Annotated in this window: 18 protein-coding genes and 1 pseudogene; all 19 read right to left on the bottom strand. The window is 34.9% G+C overall.

Features of this window, described 5'->3' with window-relative positions; translation table 11 throughout:
- Window positions 1-170: 170 nt before the first annotated feature.
- On the bottom strand, window positions 171-725 hold the full coding sequence (locus tag CCK98_RS32345; RefSeq protein WP_088090726.1) for an NADPH-dependent FMN reductase: 555 nt from the start codon (window positions 723-725) through the stop codon (window positions 171-173).
- A 195-nt stretch (window positions 726-920) separates the two neighbouring features.
- Window positions 921-2,159, bottom strand: coding sequence for an acyl-CoA dehydrogenase family protein (locus CCK98_RS32340; RefSeq protein WP_088090725.1), 1,239 nt, complete (start codon window positions 2,157-2,159; stop codon window positions 921-923).
- A gap of 112 nt (window positions 2,160-2,271) precedes the next feature.
- On the bottom strand, window positions 2,272-3,018 hold the full coding sequence (locus CCK98_RS32335) for a hypothetical protein (RefSeq protein ID WP_088090724.1): 747 nt from the start codon (window positions 3,016-3,018) through the stop codon (window positions 2,272-2,274).
- 163 nt (window positions 3,019-3,181) lie between these two features.
- Window positions 3,182-3,595 (bottom strand): cupin domain-containing protein, encoded by a 414-nt coding sequence (locus tag CCK98_RS32330; protein ID WP_088090723.1) that lies wholly within the window; start codon window positions 3,593-3,595, stop codon window positions 3,182-3,184.
- Between the two features lie 80 nt (window positions 3,596-3,675).
- On the bottom strand, window positions 3,676-4,089 hold the full coding sequence (locus CCK98_RS32325) for a cupin domain-containing protein (RefSeq protein WP_088090722.1): 414 nt from the start codon (window positions 4,087-4,089) through the stop codon (window positions 3,676-3,678).
- 55 nt (window positions 4,090-4,144) lie between these two features.
- Window positions 4,145-5,005 (bottom strand): FAD synthetase family protein, encoded by an 861-nt coding sequence (locus tag CCK98_RS32320; RefSeq protein ID WP_088090721.1) that lies wholly within the window; start codon window positions 5,003-5,005, stop codon window positions 4,145-4,147.
- A gap of 295 nt (window positions 5,006-5,300) precedes the next feature.
- Window positions 5,301-7,451, bottom strand: coding sequence for a sensor histidine kinase (locus CCK98_RS32315; RefSeq protein WP_088090720.1), 2,151 nt, complete (start codon window positions 7,449-7,451; stop codon window positions 5,301-5,303).
- A complete protein-coding gene (locus CCK98_RS32310; protein ID WP_088090719.1) occupies window positions 7,432-8,127 on the bottom strand; it encodes a response regulator transcription factor in 696 nt (231 codons plus the stop codon). Before CCK98_RS32310 ends, CCK98_RS32315 begins: the two co-directional genes overlap by 20 nt.
- A 201-nt stretch (window positions 8,128-8,328) precedes the next feature.
- Window positions 8,329-9,195, bottom strand: a complete 867-nt coding sequence (locus tag CCK98_RS32305) for a PfkB family carbohydrate kinase (protein ID WP_179196057.1) — start codon at window positions 9,193-9,195, stop codon at window positions 8,329-8,331.
- A gap of 91 nt (window positions 9,196-9,286) precedes the next feature.
- Window positions 9,287-9,457 (bottom strand): hypothetical protein, encoded by a 171-nt coding sequence (locus tag CCK98_RS35825; RefSeq protein WP_179196056.1) that lies wholly within the window; start codon window positions 9,455-9,457, stop codon window positions 9,287-9,289.
- 108 nt (window positions 9,458-9,565) lie between these two features.
- Complete coding sequence (locus tag CCK98_RS32295; protein ID WP_088090716.1) at window positions 9,566-9,808, bottom strand: IDEAL domain-containing protein; 243 nt, start codon at window positions 9,806-9,808, stop codon at window positions 9,566-9,568.
- Between the two features lie 113 nt (window positions 9,809-9,921).
- Window positions 9,922-11,283, bottom strand: a complete 1,362-nt coding sequence (hemA, locus tag CCK98_RS32290; protein ID WP_088090715.1) for a glutamyl-tRNA reductase — start codon at window positions 11,281-11,283, stop codon at window positions 9,922-9,924.
- Window positions 11,284-11,386: 103 nt separating this feature from the next.
- Window positions 11,387-11,614, bottom strand: a pseudogene (locus CCK98_RS32285) (NAD(P)-binding domain-containing protein); the annotation flags it as partial.
- Between the two features lie 53 nt (window positions 11,615-11,667).
- The gene (locus tag CCK98_RS32280) at window positions 11,668-13,005 is read right to left on the bottom strand and encodes a glucose-6-phosphate isomerase (RefSeq protein WP_088090713.1); all 1,338 of its coding nucleotides are present in this window, start codon (window positions 13,003-13,005) and stop codon (window positions 11,668-11,670) included.
- A 391-nt stretch (window positions 13,006-13,396) separates the two neighbouring features.
- Entirely contained in the window at window positions 13,397-15,025 is a 1,629-nt protein-coding gene (locus CCK98_RS32275) for an APC family permease (protein WP_088090712.1), read from the bottom strand.
- Window positions 15,026-16,035: 1,010 nt separating this feature from the next.
- Window positions 16,036-16,284 carry a hypothetical protein gene (locus tag CCK98_RS32265; protein ID WP_088090710.1) on the bottom strand — a complete coding sequence of 83 codons (249 nt, stop codon included), beginning with the start codon at window positions 16,282-16,284 and terminating at the stop codon, window positions 16,036-16,038.
- A gap of 71 nt (window positions 16,285-16,355) precedes the next feature.
- Entirely contained in the window at window positions 16,356-17,312 is a 957-nt protein-coding gene (locus CCK98_RS32260; protein WP_088090709.1) for a PDR/VanB family oxidoreductase, read from the bottom strand.
- Between the two features lie 21 nt (window positions 17,313-17,333).
- A complete protein-coding gene (locus tag CCK98_RS32255) occupies window positions 17,334-17,924 on the bottom strand; it encodes a dimethylamine monooxygenase subunit DmmA family protein (RefSeq protein ID WP_088090708.1) in 591 nt (196 codons plus the stop codon).
- A 19-nt stretch (window positions 17,925-17,943) separates the two neighbouring features.
- Window positions 17,944-18,942 carry a DUF3445 domain-containing protein gene (locus CCK98_RS32250; RefSeq protein ID WP_088090707.1) on the bottom strand — a complete coding sequence of 333 codons (999 nt, stop codon included), beginning with the start codon at window positions 18,940-18,942 and terminating at the stop codon, window positions 17,944-17,946.
- Window positions 18,943-19,181 lie beyond the last annotated feature (239 nt).

Genomic DNA, 19,181 nt, shown 5'->3' with positions numbered 1-19,181 from the left:
TAAACCTTGCATTCCGCAAGAGCCAAGTACCGATCAAATCCTATCACTAAAATGTTTTTATTTAGTAATGAATCCAAATGACGTTGATGTGCTAAAAGAAAAACACTCTTTTTCTCTGCCGCACTTGCAAGAAAAAGAGGTTAATCCCCATGCTATTTGTTATTCCTTTTTTATACTGTAACGCTCTTTGGCGCTTTTAATGCTTTTTGCATAAAGACCACTTCTTCAGCTAAAGCTGATACACGCTGTAACACTTCTTGATCGACCAGTTCATTTTGCTGGTTGAAATGATCATTATTCGCATATACAAACCCCGGTGCAACAAAAGCACGGAGGAAGCCTGCAATTGGTTTCAATTGATTTTCAATGACTAAATAGTGCTGATATGTTCCTCCAGTCGCAATAAAGCCCATTACTTTGTTGCGGAAATCCTTTGGATTGATTAAATCAAACAGGTTTTTAAGAGGACCCGTAATTGAACCATTGAAAATAGGTGTTCCAATAATATAGAAATCTGCTGAGGAAACGATATCTATTACTTTCTTTGTATCTTCATTGTATGTTGAAGGATTACGTCCATCACAGAATTGAACATCATAGTCTCTTAAATCAAGCAATTCCACTTCAATTTCAGGGTGATTTTTCTTTACCTCATCTAATACTTTTTCAACAACAATCCGTGGTTTCGCTCCAATAATTGTTCCCGAGATTCCTAGTAATTTCATTTATTCTCCTCCATTTCGTCGTTGGCATTTTAATAATTTAAAATTTATCGTTCTTCGCGACAATAAATAACCCAGAAATCGTTTGGAAAGTCATATATCCAAATTACTATCCGTCTATTTGGATATATGACTTATCAATTAACTCATCCTGGAATTATTAAGTAACAATTAGTATTTCTATCAATCTACAAGGTTTTATTTTTTAATGTCTTGGTTATACCAAGGGGATTGAAGTAAAGAAAGACCAATCCACTCACGTAAAATTTCATTTGTTGGTCCCATTACAGCTCCGGCACGGCCGTCACGCAGATACTTTTCAATTCGGCCTGTCAGGTAACCTCTTCCACCTGCTACTTGTAATGCTTGATTTGTTACTTGGATAACCATATCAGCAGCATAGGTTTTTAGTTCCCAAACCGGTAATAGAACATCTTGCAATGGAATTCCATTTTTAACTGCTCTGTCAAAATTCTCGGCAACTCTATATAACATACTTCTGGAACTATCAACTAGAATTTGAGCTTTTGCTAATTCATGGCGAATGACTTGATAGCTTGCAACAGATTTACCTGTATCAGCATGAACCTTTTTCTTAGCTCCATCAATCGCTTCATTAATAGCTCCCTGAGCAATACCAGTCCAAACTGCAGCAGTTCCTAATAGGAATAATGGATCAATAACATTATCGTTATAATAAGCCATACCGCCTTCAGTACCTAAAAGGTTCTCCTTTGGAACAAACACATCTCTAAATTTCATTGGACCGCTGGAGTTACCACGTAGTCCCATAGCTGAGAACGGATATTGTGTAATCCCATCCTGACCGTCTTCAACAAGTAAAAACGTTAGCTTATCTTCAAGAGGGCTTTCCGGTGAAGATGTACAAACAATATACCAGTCAGCAGCTCCAGCACTTGTTACAAATGATTTATCTGCATTTAATAAGTAGCCGTCCCCATGTCGTGGAGCTGTACTTACAACATTCCAGAAGTGACTTCCAGTTGCCGGTTCACTAAAAGCTAAAGCCCCTACTTTACCTTTTATTACTTCCGGAATGAATCTTCTGCGTTGTTCTTCATTACCAGATGCAAAAAGTGTTTGTACAGCTGCGGTATGCATAACCCAACACATTGCTGAAGATGCACAATATTGGGCAATGCTTTCTGCTAATACTGCAAAGCCAGTAAGACCAGTTCCAAGACCACCATATTCAACTGGTACAGTAACAGCTCCAAATCCTGATTCAGCGATTTTTAACATGCTTTCATGTGGATATTGGCTTTCTCTATCTGCAATAAAAGATCTTTCAAGCAGATAATTTTTCCCTATTTCATGTGCTTTTTCTTGCAAATGTTCATATCCTGGCGGGCAAGACCACCAACCCGGAATTCGCATAATCCCATCGTTTACTACAGCTGTGCTACTTACTGACATTCTCATTCACTCCTCTATTAGTTTTAGGTTTTTCACTATTTATAAAATTCAGCAAATTATTGCCAAAAAAATAGAATTGTTAACCCCTTCTTAAATCATTCGATCTTCACACTCAAACTTCCATTTCGAGTAAGGCAAAGTAGCTGAGTGTCGTTGCACCCGGTTCCGTGTTTTCGGTAAGCATATGCAAAGCCTCTTCGACTTCAATCCGGCGATACGTTTCAGTAACGCGGCCATTCACTTTAAGGAGTTCACGTCTTTCCAGCAGCTCATACAGCAATTCTTTTGAGAGGTTTTCTGATATCTTGATGGAGTCAAGAACATTTTTTTCGGCTGCTTCGCAACTGGTAATCTTGACATCGCTGTTTTTTACACGTCCAGTCGGGGAATAGGCCAAGGCGCTGACAATTCGATGTTTCGCGCTGTTTAACGTTTCTCTTAAAAAGATGGGTTGAGATGGTGCTATATCTTCGACGAGCAAGCGTGTAATACCACGGTCATTAATCGCTTCCAAAATTTGCTCAGGATCGTCTTCTTTAACCACCACTTCTTTATGCGGAGGCCAAATATCCATCCAATAATGGGTCATATGTTTTTTTCCGACATGAAAAATGAAGAATTCCGGATAAATAAACTGTGCTCCAGGCTCAACACCGAGATTTGGACGAAAAAAATCATAAAATCGGGTAAGCGCAGACATGAGCAAGGCACTGGAACCCGTTCCGCCACCTGCTTCCCTTACAACCACCCCAATGCGGTCGTATTCGTTGAATCCTGGAAATATATCCTCCAAAAGCGCTTTGCTTCCATTCAATTCAAAATCAAAATCTTGATAGCTCATGGCATTTACCGTATGCATTTCGATACCCCCCTTCTACTTTATTTTGATAAGGGTTAATTCTCAGCAAAGTATGAAACTTGATTAGGTTAGAATTGGGGGATTCGGCTGGAGCAGACTGACAAAGACAGTTTCAATCTCCTTTCTGCGCCACCTGTCCACAGCTTTATAACATTGGACACGCTTACATAAATGATGGTTCAGGGATACGGTGAGCCGTGTAAAAAGCTTCCCCCTCACTTTCAGCGTCAAAAATGACCTTTTTATTTGGCGTAAAGACGACAACATCCCCTTTTTTCGCTACATATTTGTTTCCTTGCTCATCACGTAAGATAAATTTCCCTTTCGTAACGAATTTTACTTCTAAGAATTCATAAACAAATTCAAATTCTTCACCTGGCTGCATATCAAAGTAGCCTATAGTAATCGCATTTTCTTTAGATGTGACCGGAACATCAATAATCTGGCTTTTAAGTGCGGGGATTCCAAGATAATCATTCAGTTCTTTTTTCTGGAAAGTGCCTGCTTTAAATATTTGGATTCCTGGTTCTTTACTTAAATAGTTGTAGTTTGTTGATTCTGTTGCAGATTGACTCATAATTACAACCCCTTTAATCTTTATTTTTAAGAATATTCTGTCTATTGAAGAGACATATTAATTAAGATTTCTTTTTGCATTTACATAAATGCGGGTTCAGGATTACGGTGTGCTGTATAAAACGCATCTCCATCACTATCTCCGTCAAAGATTACGGTGGTTGTCGGAGCGAAGACAAACACGTCGCCTTCTTCTGCTACATACTTTTTCCCTTGAGCGTCCCGCACGATAATTTTCCCTCTGATCACTAGTTTTACTTCAAGGTAGGTGTACGTAAATTCAAAATCCTCTGAAGGCTGCATTGAGAAATAACCCATTTGCAAAGCATGTTGGTCTGTGCAAACTGGAACGTCAATAATTTGACTTTTAAGATTTGGAATACCGAGGATGTCATTTAGTTCCTTCTTTTTATAAGTCCCGGCTTTAATTAGCTTGACTCCTGGCTGATCGTTTAAATACGTCAAACTTTCCAACCATGCTGTTTCTACACTCATTTTTAACCCTCCATTATTTTATTTTTTATAATAAATCCGATATTACCGGTTTAGATTAGGCTTCCTTGAATAAGGAAGCATGCTCCTCTACAATCGTGAACCTTCCAGCTGAGAGCCGTTTGATCCACTCTATATAGATGTCTTGCTGGTCCATCAATAAACTATTGTTACGATTGGAAAAAATAATTCTAGGAGCTTCCTGTGTCACTAAAACAACCTGATTAGCTATGTTATCCCCATTTGAGACTCTTACTTCATAGACTCCCGGGGGAGGAAGGAGATAATAAGGGTTTGCTACCACTTCGACACTGTTTTTATTGGAGTGTATTTTCCCCTGGATTTGATAATGCTGGCCTAAATAGCGGTGGACGATGTCCATTTTTCCTGAGGAAATCAATTGTCTTATTAAAGTAGAACTGATCTTTTCGCCATCATGCTCTACTTTTTCCACCTTTATGCCTTTAATCCAGTGATTGGAATCCTCTTCAATCCGATCCATATTCCCTTTTCCGAATTGGCCGTAAGTAAAGTCAAATCCTGCGACAGCATACTTTACGCCGAAATCAATCAGATAATTTTGGACAAATTGCTCAGGAGTCAAAGATGCGAATTCGTTATCGAATTGGATGATATAAAATTTTTTTACACCTAATTTTTTCAAAACACGCTGCTTCGCTCTCATAGGCATTAAATACTGAATTTTTTGATTGTCTCTATTAAGCACTTCCTTAGGGTGAGGGAAAAAGCTCATACAGACTAGCTGTAACTTTTTTTCATCTGCTAATTTTTTAGCTTTTTTGATCACTTGTTGATGCCCTAAATGAACCCCGTCAAAAAAGCCTAATGCGATCACAGTTGGTTCATTTTCCGCCAGAAACGTATGCCGGTTGCTTTTGTTTACATAAATGACCTTCAATCGCTCACCTCCTTAATTTTTTTGGATATGAAGGCTCAGGCATGTGTCTTCGCTTTAAGAAAACATTTCCATTGCTTTCTCTATCGAAGCTGACTTTTAAGATATCTTTATCATATTATTTATTTATAAAGTGAACCTAAAGTTAAAATAAACTGCAGATAAATTTTCCAAAAATATTTAATATTCGATAAATTTCATCCATAAAAAAGAGCGATACTAATTAATAGTATCCGCTCTTTTTTGGATGAACTGTATATATATGATCGCTTCTTGCCTTTGTTTTACTGTATGGTTTTCAGAAGTCCCATATTTCAACTAACGGAAGCACAATTGTAATGGTTGTTCCTACACTCACTTTACTTTCTACCAAAATTTTTCCATCATGTGCAGCGATGATTTTTTTGACTATCGACAAACCTAGACCATTTCCTTTAATTTTCTCTGTTTTTGTTCTTTTCTCTCTAAAGAATGGAAGAAATATTTTTTCCAAACTATTTTCCGATATGCCTATCCCATAATCTTTAAACTTAATAATCAGGTCTTTATCTTGCTGATATGCCATAATATCTATTTTTATTTTTTGGTTCATATTTGACTTGGAATATTTGATGGAGTTCTCCACGATATTGATAAATACACGATTCATTTTTTTAGGATCAACAAAAATAAAATGTGATCCAATTTCATAGTCTTTTGTTATTTCTATATCGGAGCCTTCTGATCTGATAGCGATCATGTCCAGCGATTGCCCCAGCAGGAAATCAAATGGAATGACTTCTTTTATGTAGTCTCCATCATCGTCTGTATTTATTTCAAATAGATCATTAATTAATTGGATAATATGGTTGCTGCGCAGCAAAATTGAATTCATAATCTCTTTTTTTTGCACTTCAGAAAGTTGGGGGTGGTTTACTAGGAGTTCAGTATACTCTCTGACAGAAGTCAGCGGCGTTTTTAAATCGTGAGAAATTTGTGACATAAATTCTTTTCGCCGTTTTTCCGATTCCTGGAGTTGTTGGTTTGTATTCACTAACCGTTCATTTGCACTTTCCAGCTCCTTCGTCCGTTCTAATACTTTATCCTCCAATTGATTGGCTTTTAAATTTAATTCGACAATCAATTCTTGGATCTTTCGGTTCATAAAATTAAAAGCTAATGCAAGGTTTCCAATTTCATCTTCCTGCTTAATAGGAAGTTCATTCACAAAATTTCCGGCAGCACTTTCTCTTAGTGCAATTGTTAACTGATCAATTGGCTGTGTAATCGTCCTTGAAAAACGATACGTCATATATAGTAGGATGATAATCCCAAAAATTGAAAATAACAAAAGATGATTCAAAAAAAGAAGCATATGCTTGTTCGTTTGTTCCTTTGTACTTTTTACAATAGGCTGTACGATATCAGACTCGGATATTAGAAAATTGAGGCTCCAACCGTTGTTTAAAGTTGAAGATAAAAGATAAGCATCCGAATTCGAATACTTAATGGGAAGGATGCCTTCTTTATTTTCCAAAGCCTTTTTCATAATAAACTTGTTTTTCTCTATCCCCTCCGCTTTCCTTTGTCCGGCGATGAAGTTTCCTTTATCGTCAATTAAAAAGGCGAAGGCGTTTGGTTCACTAAATGTGACATTCATTAATTGATTTTTGATATTTTCAATTGGCACATCTAAACCGACCATACCTTTAAAATTGCCTGCGGCTGTATACACTGGTGCTCCCGCAGATATAAGCCAGTCTTCCTTCGTTGTATCGCCAACCGGTTTTGCCGACCATAGATAAGGCTTCGTCCATTTCACTTTACGCTCGGAGTTTAAAGATACTGTGTAAAATTCATAATCCTGAAAACGCAAATCCGGTGAAAATGTCTTTGCGGCAATGGCCGATTCTACATCAAGAAAAGGATAATACAGCCAGGATGAGGTTGGAAGTGACAAGTAGACGGCGTTGATCATGGATTCATTTTTTATTGTCTGAATAAATAATGGTTCAAGCTGTTTGGCAATTTTCAAATCTTTGATGATAGATTCCGGAGAATCGCTATATAAAGAACTGATAAAAACATTTGTTTTTTCACGTTTATCTTTAAATGTTTCCCACAAATATCCTTCTTTACCTTTTGTCAATTTCAGTTCGTTTGTTAGAGTTGGGTTTGGGTTGCTATAAAGGGTTTCCGCTTGTTTTTGAATTAGCCTTAACGTATTTTCGAGATTGTGCAGGTCAGTATTCAAATTTTGTGTTTCTTTTTGAAGATATAACAATTTCTGAGACAATATTTCTTTTTTTGTATCAGCTATCTGATCCTTCATAATTTGATTCGATAGATTGCTTCCCTGATACATACTGTAGGCGGCAATCATCACAAAAGGAATAAAGGAGATCATCGTGGTAAATAGGAGAATTTTAAAGTAATAGGATTTCCTGAATTTAAATGGACGTTTGAACAAACTTGTACCCTACCCCTCTCATTGTAACGATATAGGAAGGATTTATCGGATAATCTTCAATCTTCTTCCTTAAATTTGAAATATGGACGATAATGGTGCTCTTCTCACTAAACGAATCATACCCCCAAATTTGATCAAGCAGCTGCTCCGCAGAGAATACCTGATTAGGCTGCTGCGCAAAGTAGGCAAGCAATTCAAATTCCTTCGCTGTTAAATCAATGACTTTTCCTTTCCTTGTTACTTCCCTGGCAGACAGATCGATGACAAAGTCATCAAAACAAATCCGCTTCTTACATGCATTTTGATTATGGTTGATTGAATTTCTTCTTAAGTGGGCTTTAATGCGGGCGATTAAAACTCTTGAATTAAATGGCTTTTCAATATAATCATCGCCTCCCATTGCAAAAGCAAGAATCTTTTCCCTGTCGTCATTATTGCAGGTTACATATAAAATAGGCGCGGCCGTCATCTCTCGCAGCTGCTGGCATAAATCAATTCCATTCATATCAGGCAATTCAATGTCCAAAAGAATAAGATCAGGTTGGTTTTCCCTAACTTTTTTTATGGCTTCCATTCCTGTTCCGGCAATAGAGTAGGCAAACCCATCAAGAGATAAATTCATTGATATGACCTTTTGTATATCTGCATCGTCTTCAACTATTAAAATTTTATCCAAGTTTATCCACCCCCGCCAACCGATTTTTCTGAAAATTTTTTATTTTCTTAAATCAATGTGTAATAGTAAGTACTTTTATTAATGAGTTTAATCGCGATGCCAATTTTATTACCTGCTTTAATGGGGATAACTAACAAAATCTACAGTTTTCGCAAGAAGTAAACAAAGAAAAAGGCTTACTAGTTATAAAACAAAAGTGAATTAAAATTTATTTTTTTTAATATTGTAAACACCTTCTCGAGGTCCGAAATATTTTACGCTTTCTGATGCCACCAATGTAGCTTTTTCTAAAGCATTTACAAATGAGTTTTTTTCGTAGAAACGATAATAACAATATGCTCCATGTAATATATCCCCAGCTGCTAATGTATCTACTGACTGTATTTTGGGGACTTTAATCAATCCACTGTTAGAACTTTCAAGCCAAAAAGTGTCATTTTCTCCATCTGTTATTGCTATATTTTTTACCTTTGTATCTTTTAAAAACGTCAGCAAGTCACTTCCTGGGGGATTACAAGTAATAGATGCAATAATTTCATCCGCCAATTTTAAACATTCAGGAAAATGAGGCTTCCAGGAACCAGTATCTAAAACAATGTCCTTTTCTGATTCCCTCGCTTTTTTTAATAAACCAATAGATATTTCCGGAAGATTGCAATCTGAAAAACAAAAATCAGATTCATTTATCATTTGTTCGTAGGTATTTTCATCATTTATATAAAATTGTTGTTGACCACTCCAAATAGTTCGGCTAGCCTTCTTCATATTCACCAACACACTTGATAAACTAGGTAATTGTTGAGAATCCGCCGCCATATCTATTACATCTATATTATATTCTTCTAATAATTCTGTTTTTATTGCTTTGGCTATTATGCTGTTCCCTAAACAAGTTATTAGAGTTGTATTGCCCCCTAAAATAGAGTATGTAATTGCTGCATTTGCAGCTGGACCACCCACAAATGTTCGATAATCATTCGTTTTACTTTTCTGGTTTTCTAAGGGATACTCATTTTGGTAGTATGTTATATCTAAACCTGTTAAACCACAGAATAAACCCTTAATCATATTATTCCAACTCCATTTATATTTTTGATTTATCAAAAGATAGTAAAAAACCATATAAACACCTTAATACAAAAAAAAGTTATTACTGCTATTAGAAAGTTAATAATACTTCCTGCTTTAATAGTAATAAATCCAATATTTCAGTTCTACGATAACTAAATATAACTTCTTTTGTCTCTTTATGTACAAAATTCACTTGAATCAAATTGCCTGTGTTAACATGGCTATCTTCCTTATTAACATTATGAATATCAATTGCCATTTGGTACAACTCTTTAAAATTACTTGCTGAAAACAGGTAAAAATAGGTATAGGTATGAGGGTTAGAAGTATTAACCTCCCCCTCATTTTTTATAGCATTAATAATCATTTACTCTACAAGTTTTAATTTTATATATTGAGTTGACAATTCAAGAAATAACAGCTTATTCTTTGAATCAAGAGCAGCATTTATCCCTTCTTCAAGGTTCCTTAATCGATGGGTAATTATTGCTTCATCAAAAATCATTTGTATATACGTATTAAGAATTGAATTTCCTTTTTGGGCTATCTTTTGATTATGAAGGGATTTCATAATCTCACTATACGATTTATTCTGTTTTTTATTATTCATTACCCATCCCCCCTAAAACTTTTTAATTAAATAATTAAATATGAGAAGCTTAACACTAAAACCCTTGTAATTTTTAGTCCTGTTATATTCGTTTTTTTAATATATTGTTTTCACTAGGAATGAATAGGCGCACTATTTAAAGCAAATCTTATGTTCTTTATATCAGACCCCTTAATTTGAACAGTTGGTTCTTGAAATTTCTCTTTATTTTCCTCTTCCAGAGAAAATATTTGTGTAAATATTTCTATCAATTCGTCTTTATTTGGGTTATCCACGACCATTTGTTTCATTTTTATAAGTGGTTCGTTAAGGAGCTGATTTACAATTGATTTTGAAAATTTTCGAATTACCTTAAGTTCATATTCTGTTAAATTAGGTAATTTATTTTCTATTTGATGTATAGCTTCTTCTTGAACAGTCATAGACTTTTCTCGCAATTTAGTTATTAATGGTACTACATCGAGGGTGTCTAGCCACATGTTGAATTCAGCTACCTCTTCGAAAATCATTTCCTCGATTTTATCTGCTTCTTTAGCACGGTCTTGAAAATTCGACTTAACGATACTCTCTAAATCATCAATATCGTACAAAAAAGCATTCTCCATGTAGCTAATTTCTGGATCAATATTTCTAGGAACTCCAATATCGATTAAAAACAATGGATGCTTCCTTTGTTCAAAAATAGCTTGAATTTGTTGCTTTGTAATAATGTTACACTGTGCCTCTAATGAACTAATAACAATATCAGCATCCTTCAAAGCTGTTGAGAGCTGATCTAATCCTAAAGCTACTCCATCAAACCGTTTAGCAAGTTCTGAAGCATGCTCATATGTTCGATTCACTACTATGATTTTTTTCACCCCATTTGAATAAAGGTGTTGTGTAGTTAATTCACCCATCCTTCCAGCACCAAGAATAACAACTATCTTTTCAGAAAGATTGCCCAATACTTTTTTTCCTAACTCAACAGCTGCATAACTAACAGACACAGCTTGTTTACCAATTTCTGTATGGGTATGAACATATTTTGCAAATGTAATTACCTGCTTAAATAATTTATTAAATATTTTATTCGTTGCATTTAGTTGTTGACTATGGAAAAAGGCGTCCTTTACCTGTCCCAATATTTGTGTCTCACCTATAACCAACGAATCAAGTCCACAGGATACACGAAAAAGATGACGAATTGCATTATCGTTTTCTTTAACATATATTATATTTTCAAGTTCTGATTGGTCAGTATTAAACCACTCAGAAAGAAAGGCTATTATACTATTCCTCCCTGTATTTATTTCATCCACAACACTATAAATCTCTGTTCGATTACAAGTACTAACTATCACACACTCAAGTATTCCAATTCTATTTTGCAACGTTTGAATTGCTCTCAAAAGCATATTTTTATTGAAAGTAAATCGTTCCCGTATTTGAATAGAGGTAGTCTTATAGTTTAAACCCGTCACAATGATGTTCATATCAATCACCTCCCTATTCTTTAACAAAAAAACACTAAATTTTTTTGTGGTATTTTTAATTTTTATAAATAGTGAAGAGTCATCAACTCTTATAGATACATCACTTAATAATATCTTTAGTATTACGAGGTTTTTTTAATGAGTGGACGAACTCACTGATACTATATGTTCCGACGACTCTTTTTCCCTTCGCTTCTTTTTTAATAAACTCTTTAGTTTTGCTAGACGAATGACTATAAACGGATACAGAAAAGCCGCGGCTTTCTATATTTAGTGCTATGTCTTTTCCCAAATCTGCTAAACCGATTACACCTACTTGTTGTTGGTTCATGGTAAAATCCTTTCTTCGTCATTTAAGGAATCAGTTTAACCTTCATAGTTTCTTTACCTGTGTAGAAGTTCCTCAAGCATTATCCTTTCTTTTTCAAATCCTGATTTGCCAAGTAAGGCAAACATATTTTTCTTATATGCCTCTACTCCTGGTTGATTAAAAGGATTTACTCCTAATAAATATGCACTAATCCCACAGGCTTTTTGAAAAAAATAAACCAGTTCACCGAAACTGTATTCATTCATTTCATCTATTTCTACTAATAGGTTTGGCACACCCCCATCTATATGCGCCAACACAGTTCCCTCAAAAGCCCTTTTATTGACTTCATCCATAGTTTTACCTGCTAAGAAATTCAGACCATCAATATTCTCTGGGTCTTCCTGAATCATAAATTCCACTTTTGAGGTATTAACTTGCAAGACGGTCTCTAGCAGATTGCGCCTGCCTTCCTGTATAAACTGCCCCATAGAATGTAGATCGGTTGTAAATTCGACTGAAGCTGGAAACAGCCCCTTCTGGTCTTTTCCTTCACTTTCACCGAACAATTGCTTCCACCATTCAGATACATAACGTAAAGAAGGTTCATAGTTAACCAATAATTCAATGTCTATCCCTTTTGCATATAGAACATTTCGTACTGCAGCATATTGATAGCACTCATTAGTTAGAACATCCGGATTATTGTATTTATAATAGGCTTCCTGTGCTCCGAGCATCATTTCATCAATATTTAGGCCGGCAGTAGCAATAGGAAGGAGACCTACGGACGTTAAAATAGAATATCGACCGCCTATATTATCAGGAATGACAAATGTTTCGTAACCTTCTTTATCGGCAAGCTTTTTTAAAGCTCCTTTAGAATGATCTGTGGTAACAAAAATACGTTTCCTTGCTTCCTGTTTTCCATATTTTTTTTCTAAATAGTCTCGGAAAATACGAAAAGCAATTGCTGGTTCAGTCGTTGTCCCCGATTTAGAGATAACGTTAATTGAAATATCTTTTTCCTCTAACAGCTCCAACAAATGGGAAATATAAGTCGAACTAATGTTATGTCCGGCAAAATAAATTTGAGTTTTCTTTCCAATTTGGTTATGAAAACTATGGGATAATGCCTCAATGGCCGCTCTGGCCCCTAAATAAGATCCTCCGATACCAATCACAATTAAAGCATCTGAGGACTTTTGAATCCTCTCTGCAGCTTGTTTGATACGTAAGAATTCATCTTTATCATATTGAACCGGCCAATCCACCCATCCTACAAAATCCGATCCCGCTCCTTTCTTTTCATGAAGCCAGCCATGAGCTTTTTGAATAAAATCCTTAAGATGATCAATTTCACTATCTTTCATGAAAGGCAAAGCATTCGAGTAATTGAAAGAAATAGACATATGTTACTTCCCCTTTTCCAATTAAAAATACTATTTTTTTCTAATATCTAACATTTAAGTTTCTTATAAGAAACTTAAATGTTAGAGGAACTAAAACACAATCGAAGCTATTGTAATTATGAGTTTTATCACTCCTTCAGTCCCATTATGACCGCGCTGTATATTATAGAAAATTTAGAAACTCATATATACAAAATTCCAAGATTAGTTATTTAGAATTTTCTAAAATTGTTTCCTCCAAGGATAAAAACATTTTTCGAAATTTTTCTGCATCAATTTTTGTTTGTTCAACTGTTCTTACTAATAAAAACGGTGCACCCATCATAAACTTAGTAAGATAAGGTTATGATTTATTTTTAATAGAGTTTATATTTAATTAGGATTCAAAGTGTTATTGATAAACAGCAATATTATGGACAAACAGTATTAGTACAACCGCTGCAATAATCGCTACATATGGCCAAATACCAGCCCGTTTTTCTTGAGTGTTATACATTATATCCATATCTTCCAGCATACGTCCCGGAAACTTCCCCTTATCAGTTACGTAATGTCTGTAGAGAAATACAGGTATGATAAACATGGCAGCTATTATACCTGACCAAAGAGTACCAGCTCCCCAAATATCCGCACCCATTCCTAAGAAAATAATGTTAACAAAACCTAATACTACATTTATTACTAATAGCGCAGTTGGAACTTTAAATGGTCGAGTCCAATTTGGACGATCTACGCGGTGGATCCAACCAGCATTAAGATTTAGAAAATTAAATATCATATAATTAACATTTGATAGAGCAAGGATAAACGTGTAATCTGACATCGTAAGTAATACTAGATTGAATATTAAATCCGTCCACATTGCTCTCGTAGGAGCCCCGTGGTGATTAACATGAGATAGGTACTTTGGAAGCCAGCCATCCACAGACGCCTGATATAATGTACGAGATGAACCTGCCATAGATGTCATAATTGCTAACACCAAGGAAAAGATTAACATTAATACAATAACACTATATATTACAATGCCGCCGCCTACCATTTTAGCCATAATGCTACCGACTCCTGACCCACTAATGAGACCAGGATCTAGTAACCCTTTTAATCCAATAGCATTTTGGAACGAAAGTGGAACAAGAATAAACATTCCTATGCATAATAATCCTGAAGTAAATATAGATTTATATGTGTCTTTCCTAGGATCTTTAAATTCACTAGTATAACAAATGGCAGTTTCAAACGCATAAGACGACCATGCTGCTAAAAACATCCCGCCCATCATTATTGTCACTCCAGCCATATCCCAAGAACCTGACAATGGATGAAGAGGGAATAAGTTCTTTAACGAAATTCCATGCATAAATAACGGTACGAGTCCGACTATAACTAATGGTGCAAGTGCGAAAATTGCTAACACTTTTTGTAGACGCGCAGCAGCAAGGGCGCCTCGATGTTGTATAGCAAATATCATTAAAAGTAATACTGCACTTAACAAGAAAATTGCATTAATTCTTAACGTTAAGTCATGCTTAATGAAACCCAAATCTAGAAGTGTTAGTTGCCAATTTGTAATGGCTGAATTGGGGAAAAAACTATTTAATACGTATCCTGATGCTAGTGATGTTCCAAGAGCTAATGTTGGGGACCAAGCAAGCCAATTACTCCATACAGATAATGGCGCAATAAGTTTTGAATATTTTATCCACCCCATTGCACCGTAAACTGATGCCCCACCAGACTTATTAGGAAATAGTCCTGCAATTTCAGCATAAGTGAAGGACTGAAGAAACCCCATAAAAATGGATATTGTCCATACTAACCATGAGACGTTCCCAACAGTGGCTCCAATAGATCCAATTGAAAATAATACTAAGGCTGGTACACCACTTGAGAACCAAAATGCATCTTTCCAAGTCATTTCTCTTTTCAACTCAACCACAGAATCCTGTGGACCCTCGAATTGGGGATTAGGATTTTGTAAAGCGTTTTCAGAAGTCCTTTCAGGTGCACTTATACTCATAAAACTAACCTCCAAATTTTTGATATACAACTTTTATTTATTAGTGGTATTAATGACTTTAATGTTTAGAAAGGGTTACAGACTAGCACAATGCTATCAATACTATTACTACTTTCCACAATATCAATGACATGGTTTAATATTTGTAAGAAATTTTCCACTAAACTATTTCTCTTTTTGCAAATATCCTCATTTAAAGCACGAAAATATATTCCGAATGTTCAGAAAAATAAGCGGATGTTTTACCCCAATATTTTATTCATTTTAGAAGAAACTGATCATTTAATACTTTGCTTAAATCTTTGAATACTAGAAAACTAATAATTATCTTTTTTACGGTCTTATCTTTTTTGCCAAAAATGAAATATTATTTACTCATATTGTTCACTCCTGTTCTTATAAGAATTTATAATTAATATCTACTTATAAATATTATTATTTAGAATTTAAAAAAACTATCTGATTTTCTCAATTATCGAGATTCATTTGAATTTTCATTACTTAATATTCATAGAATGATATAATTTGATAAACATTGAGAAAACTAGATAGGATTTAAATCCATTACTAAATTTAAATTATAATAAGGAAATCTTTAAATAGAAGCAGAAAATCCTTTTTTGATTCTCTGCTTTTCTTATAGTTGTTTTATTTTTTTCGCAGCATTAAAATAAGTGAAATTAAAGATAATAGAATAGCAACTCATGATAAAATAAGTGGAAATGATGCGGATGATTTATGATCCACTTCATCATGTACCTGTGACTGGGTCTATTCAGTGTGTAGCATATTGGCATCCTGGTGTGTGCTTGTCCCTTTACAATCTCTGTAATTGATTGAGGTGAATTTGATCCTTCATCACCTGTCCACTCCACAATACTACCGTCTTTAATATTGATAGGCATCCCAAGCTCCATTTGTAGCATTTTCAGGATTCTTCCCAACAATAGTAAACTGTTGGAATTGACCAGATAATATACCATCTCCTGTTGCCTGGAAGGTAAAAGCTTTTACTTAAAGTTCCATCCAGGAACTGGTTGATAAGACATAATCTCAATACCTGCTGGTGCTTTTAAGGTGATTTTTGTAATAGAGACATCCTTTTCAACTAGAAACTTTAACCGTATAGGTTTCCCATGCCCTGTTGTTGAAGTTTTCGGACTTACTGTTACATGTGCACTTGCAATATTGAAAAATAAAAATACTCCATGTACTGATGGAAATAAAACTTTAAAAATCTTTTTTATTATATCTTTCATTGTAAAGTTCCCAATGCTTTGATTTTTTTAAATTCACCTTGTCCTTTCAACCATTCAAAGGATGGGGACTCCTATAAATCTAAAACTAAACATCCTTTTTTGCCTCTTGATACACATGTTAAAATAACATTTCTTTCATCTCTTTCTTTATCTGTGAGGAAAATATCCCTATGATCGACTTCGCCTTCCAAAACATCAACTGAACAGCTTCCGCATCCTCCAATTTTACATGAATATGGTGCATCAATATTATGTGCCAACAAAATATCCAGCAAATTTTCCCCTTCTGGAACTTGAAGGACCTGGTTGCTATTATTCAGTTTTACTTCAAAGGGATGCATAGGACCCATGTCTGGTGGTGTGAATAGTTCAAAATGAATGCTTTTTTCAGGGTAACCATATGTTTTTGCTGCTTCTGTATATTCCCTCACCATTGTTTCAGGTCCACAAAAATAAACGTGTGTTCCAATTGGTTGCTCTTTCATTAACTCTGTTGTCATTTTTCGTCCTTGTTTTGAAAAGTAAAAGTAAGTTTCGTCTGAGTAATTAGAAACGAGAAATGGATAAAAAGCACATAACTCTTTTGAAGGTGCAGCATAATGCAACTCATACGATTTTGACTTCTTTTTTAATTCAGCTGCCATAGCAAGAAATGGAGTAATACCAATTCCAGCCGCAATAAAGACATGGTGCTTAGCCTTAAAACTGAGTGAAAAATGATTTTTAGGATAACTAATTTTAAGCTGATCCCCTGCTTTTATATAATCATGCCAATAGATAGAACCACCTTTTGATTCATCACTTCGGCGAATGGCAATTTTATAGAAATCTGTTTCGTCTGGGTCATTTGTTAATGAATAATGACGTTCGATTGTTCCTTGTTCATTTTGTATAAGCGTCGTAACATGTGATCCTCCGCTAGAACGTGGCAAACTTGATCCGTCTGCTGCCTTTAGCTTAAAACTTTTAACTTGCGGGGATTCATTTTTAACTTCTTCAACAATAACATCAATTGTACCAGCTGACATTTGACTAACATCCCCTTTATTTTATTTAACCTGGATATAACCAAGGTGAGCGTCAAGTCTTTTTGAAAAGTGCTTGGATACATCAAGAACTGTATTACAATGCTCACATGTAATTTCATTAGTATTTTGGCTTTTATTATAGGAGTAACATTTTACACAATATACTTTATCATTGGTTTCTCCAGACCCATTATAATGGATCTCCTCATCAGTAAAACCTACTGTTCCAGCAATTTCTTTTATCTGTTGAATCATTTCCCATGGTCCAGAAATGAAAATCCTTGTACCTATCATTTGTTCATTAAGTAGAGTCTCAACTTCATCGTTTTCAAAAGACGATACATAGTTAATATTATTGTGGGTAATATGTTGAATATGGTTCAATATTTCCCCTTGTTGTCTATCTGTTTTAACATAGATTGAAGTCTCTATCTTATTTTGGGAAAGTAAATCTATAATTGCTAAACTATCAAAAAGATCTAACTCATCAATTAGAAACAATACTTTCCTGTAGTTAGGTAGTTGTTCGAATAAGGGATGCTCTAAACAATTCAACTCAAAACTTTGAGTTTGGAGTTGTTCCGCTAAATGAGAATGGTTTCTTTCTTGCATTTCAGCTACCTCCCTTCTGCTATATTGAAGAAGAATTTTCTATCTTCTTCTCTAAGTATTTTATAATTCTATCTTTGAAGGAAATAAAGCCTTTGTATTCTGCTAAATCATCTGGTAGGTCGGTAAGCACATTATAAAACTGATTCATCCACTGATGATTTTCACACAATTCTTCAAGTGATATGAAATGTGTATGGATCCCAAATAAAATACCATTGCTGCGAGGGAGGCGAAACAATCTTTGATCTTCAACTCTTAAATAGACTAATTGTCCTGTATTTTCAGCAGTTACTTTTTCCTTTTTTGGTCCCCACTCATCAAAAGTTTCAGGAGCTGTATCGAGAATTGGCTCAACAGTTATCGTCCAGTTAAACCGGGTCCAAGGTTTGCCTGCCTCCATTCTTAAGATAAAGCCACGAACCTTTTCTGCCAAACCACTTCCAGTAAAGGCCTTTGGAACAGGGGAATGAATTGCTAAAAATTCCATCCCAAGATCAAAGGCAAGCGACCAATTGGCTGGAAAAGCTAGTTGTCCAGCATCTAAGTATAAATCTCCATCCCTTTGTCCAAGATAAACTAAATCTTCTTGAACATGGCGTCCTATAAAATCTAATGGTTCATAAGGTAAAGTTGAAACATCTCCAAAAGTAAAGGACTGTTCTTCTCCTAATAAATGATTACGGAATGTCCAACTGTTTTCATTTTTACTTAAACTAAAATAGTTTGGATGTACTGACACCATCTCATGCATAATCATTTCTAAAATTTCCCATTGAGCTTCGATAGAATGTGGAAAAGATTGATACGTTCGCTCTTTTGCGGTTTCTAAAAGATGACGTTTTAGTTCAATCTCCTCAAAATATTCAGGTGTAATATCAAGTAAATTCCCTGATTGAAGCGGTGCTGCATTGTTAGAATATCGATAGGAATTTCCTTTAAACGGAAATGGAAAACGTTCTATCAAAGATTGATGTGGAATAAGTTCTTTGTTTATTGACCTAAGATTAACTTTTGTCATTCTTTTTCCTCCTTTAAAATAAGATAAAAGTATTTTTTATTGGAATCCTATGTTTATACAAATACTAAATAGGTAAAATCAAGCTTTACCGAATATTGAGAAAATTTATCAGAAATTATTATTAAGTCTTTATAAATAAAGACTTAATAAAATAAATGAATTTAAATTACTCAGCTCAAAAGATTCTGATAATTTTTAAACAATAACTCCTTCAGAAAAAGGACCATCAAGTTAGGTAT

It is taken from the genome of Bacillus sp. OV166, assembly GCF_900177675.1.
In the GTDB taxonomy this organism is placed as follows: domain Bacteria; phylum Bacillota; class Bacilli; order Bacillales; family Cytobacillaceae; genus Neobacillus.
The sequence above is the reverse complement of the archived record's forward strand: the minus strand, read 5'-3'. Positions and strand labels throughout refer to the sequence as shown.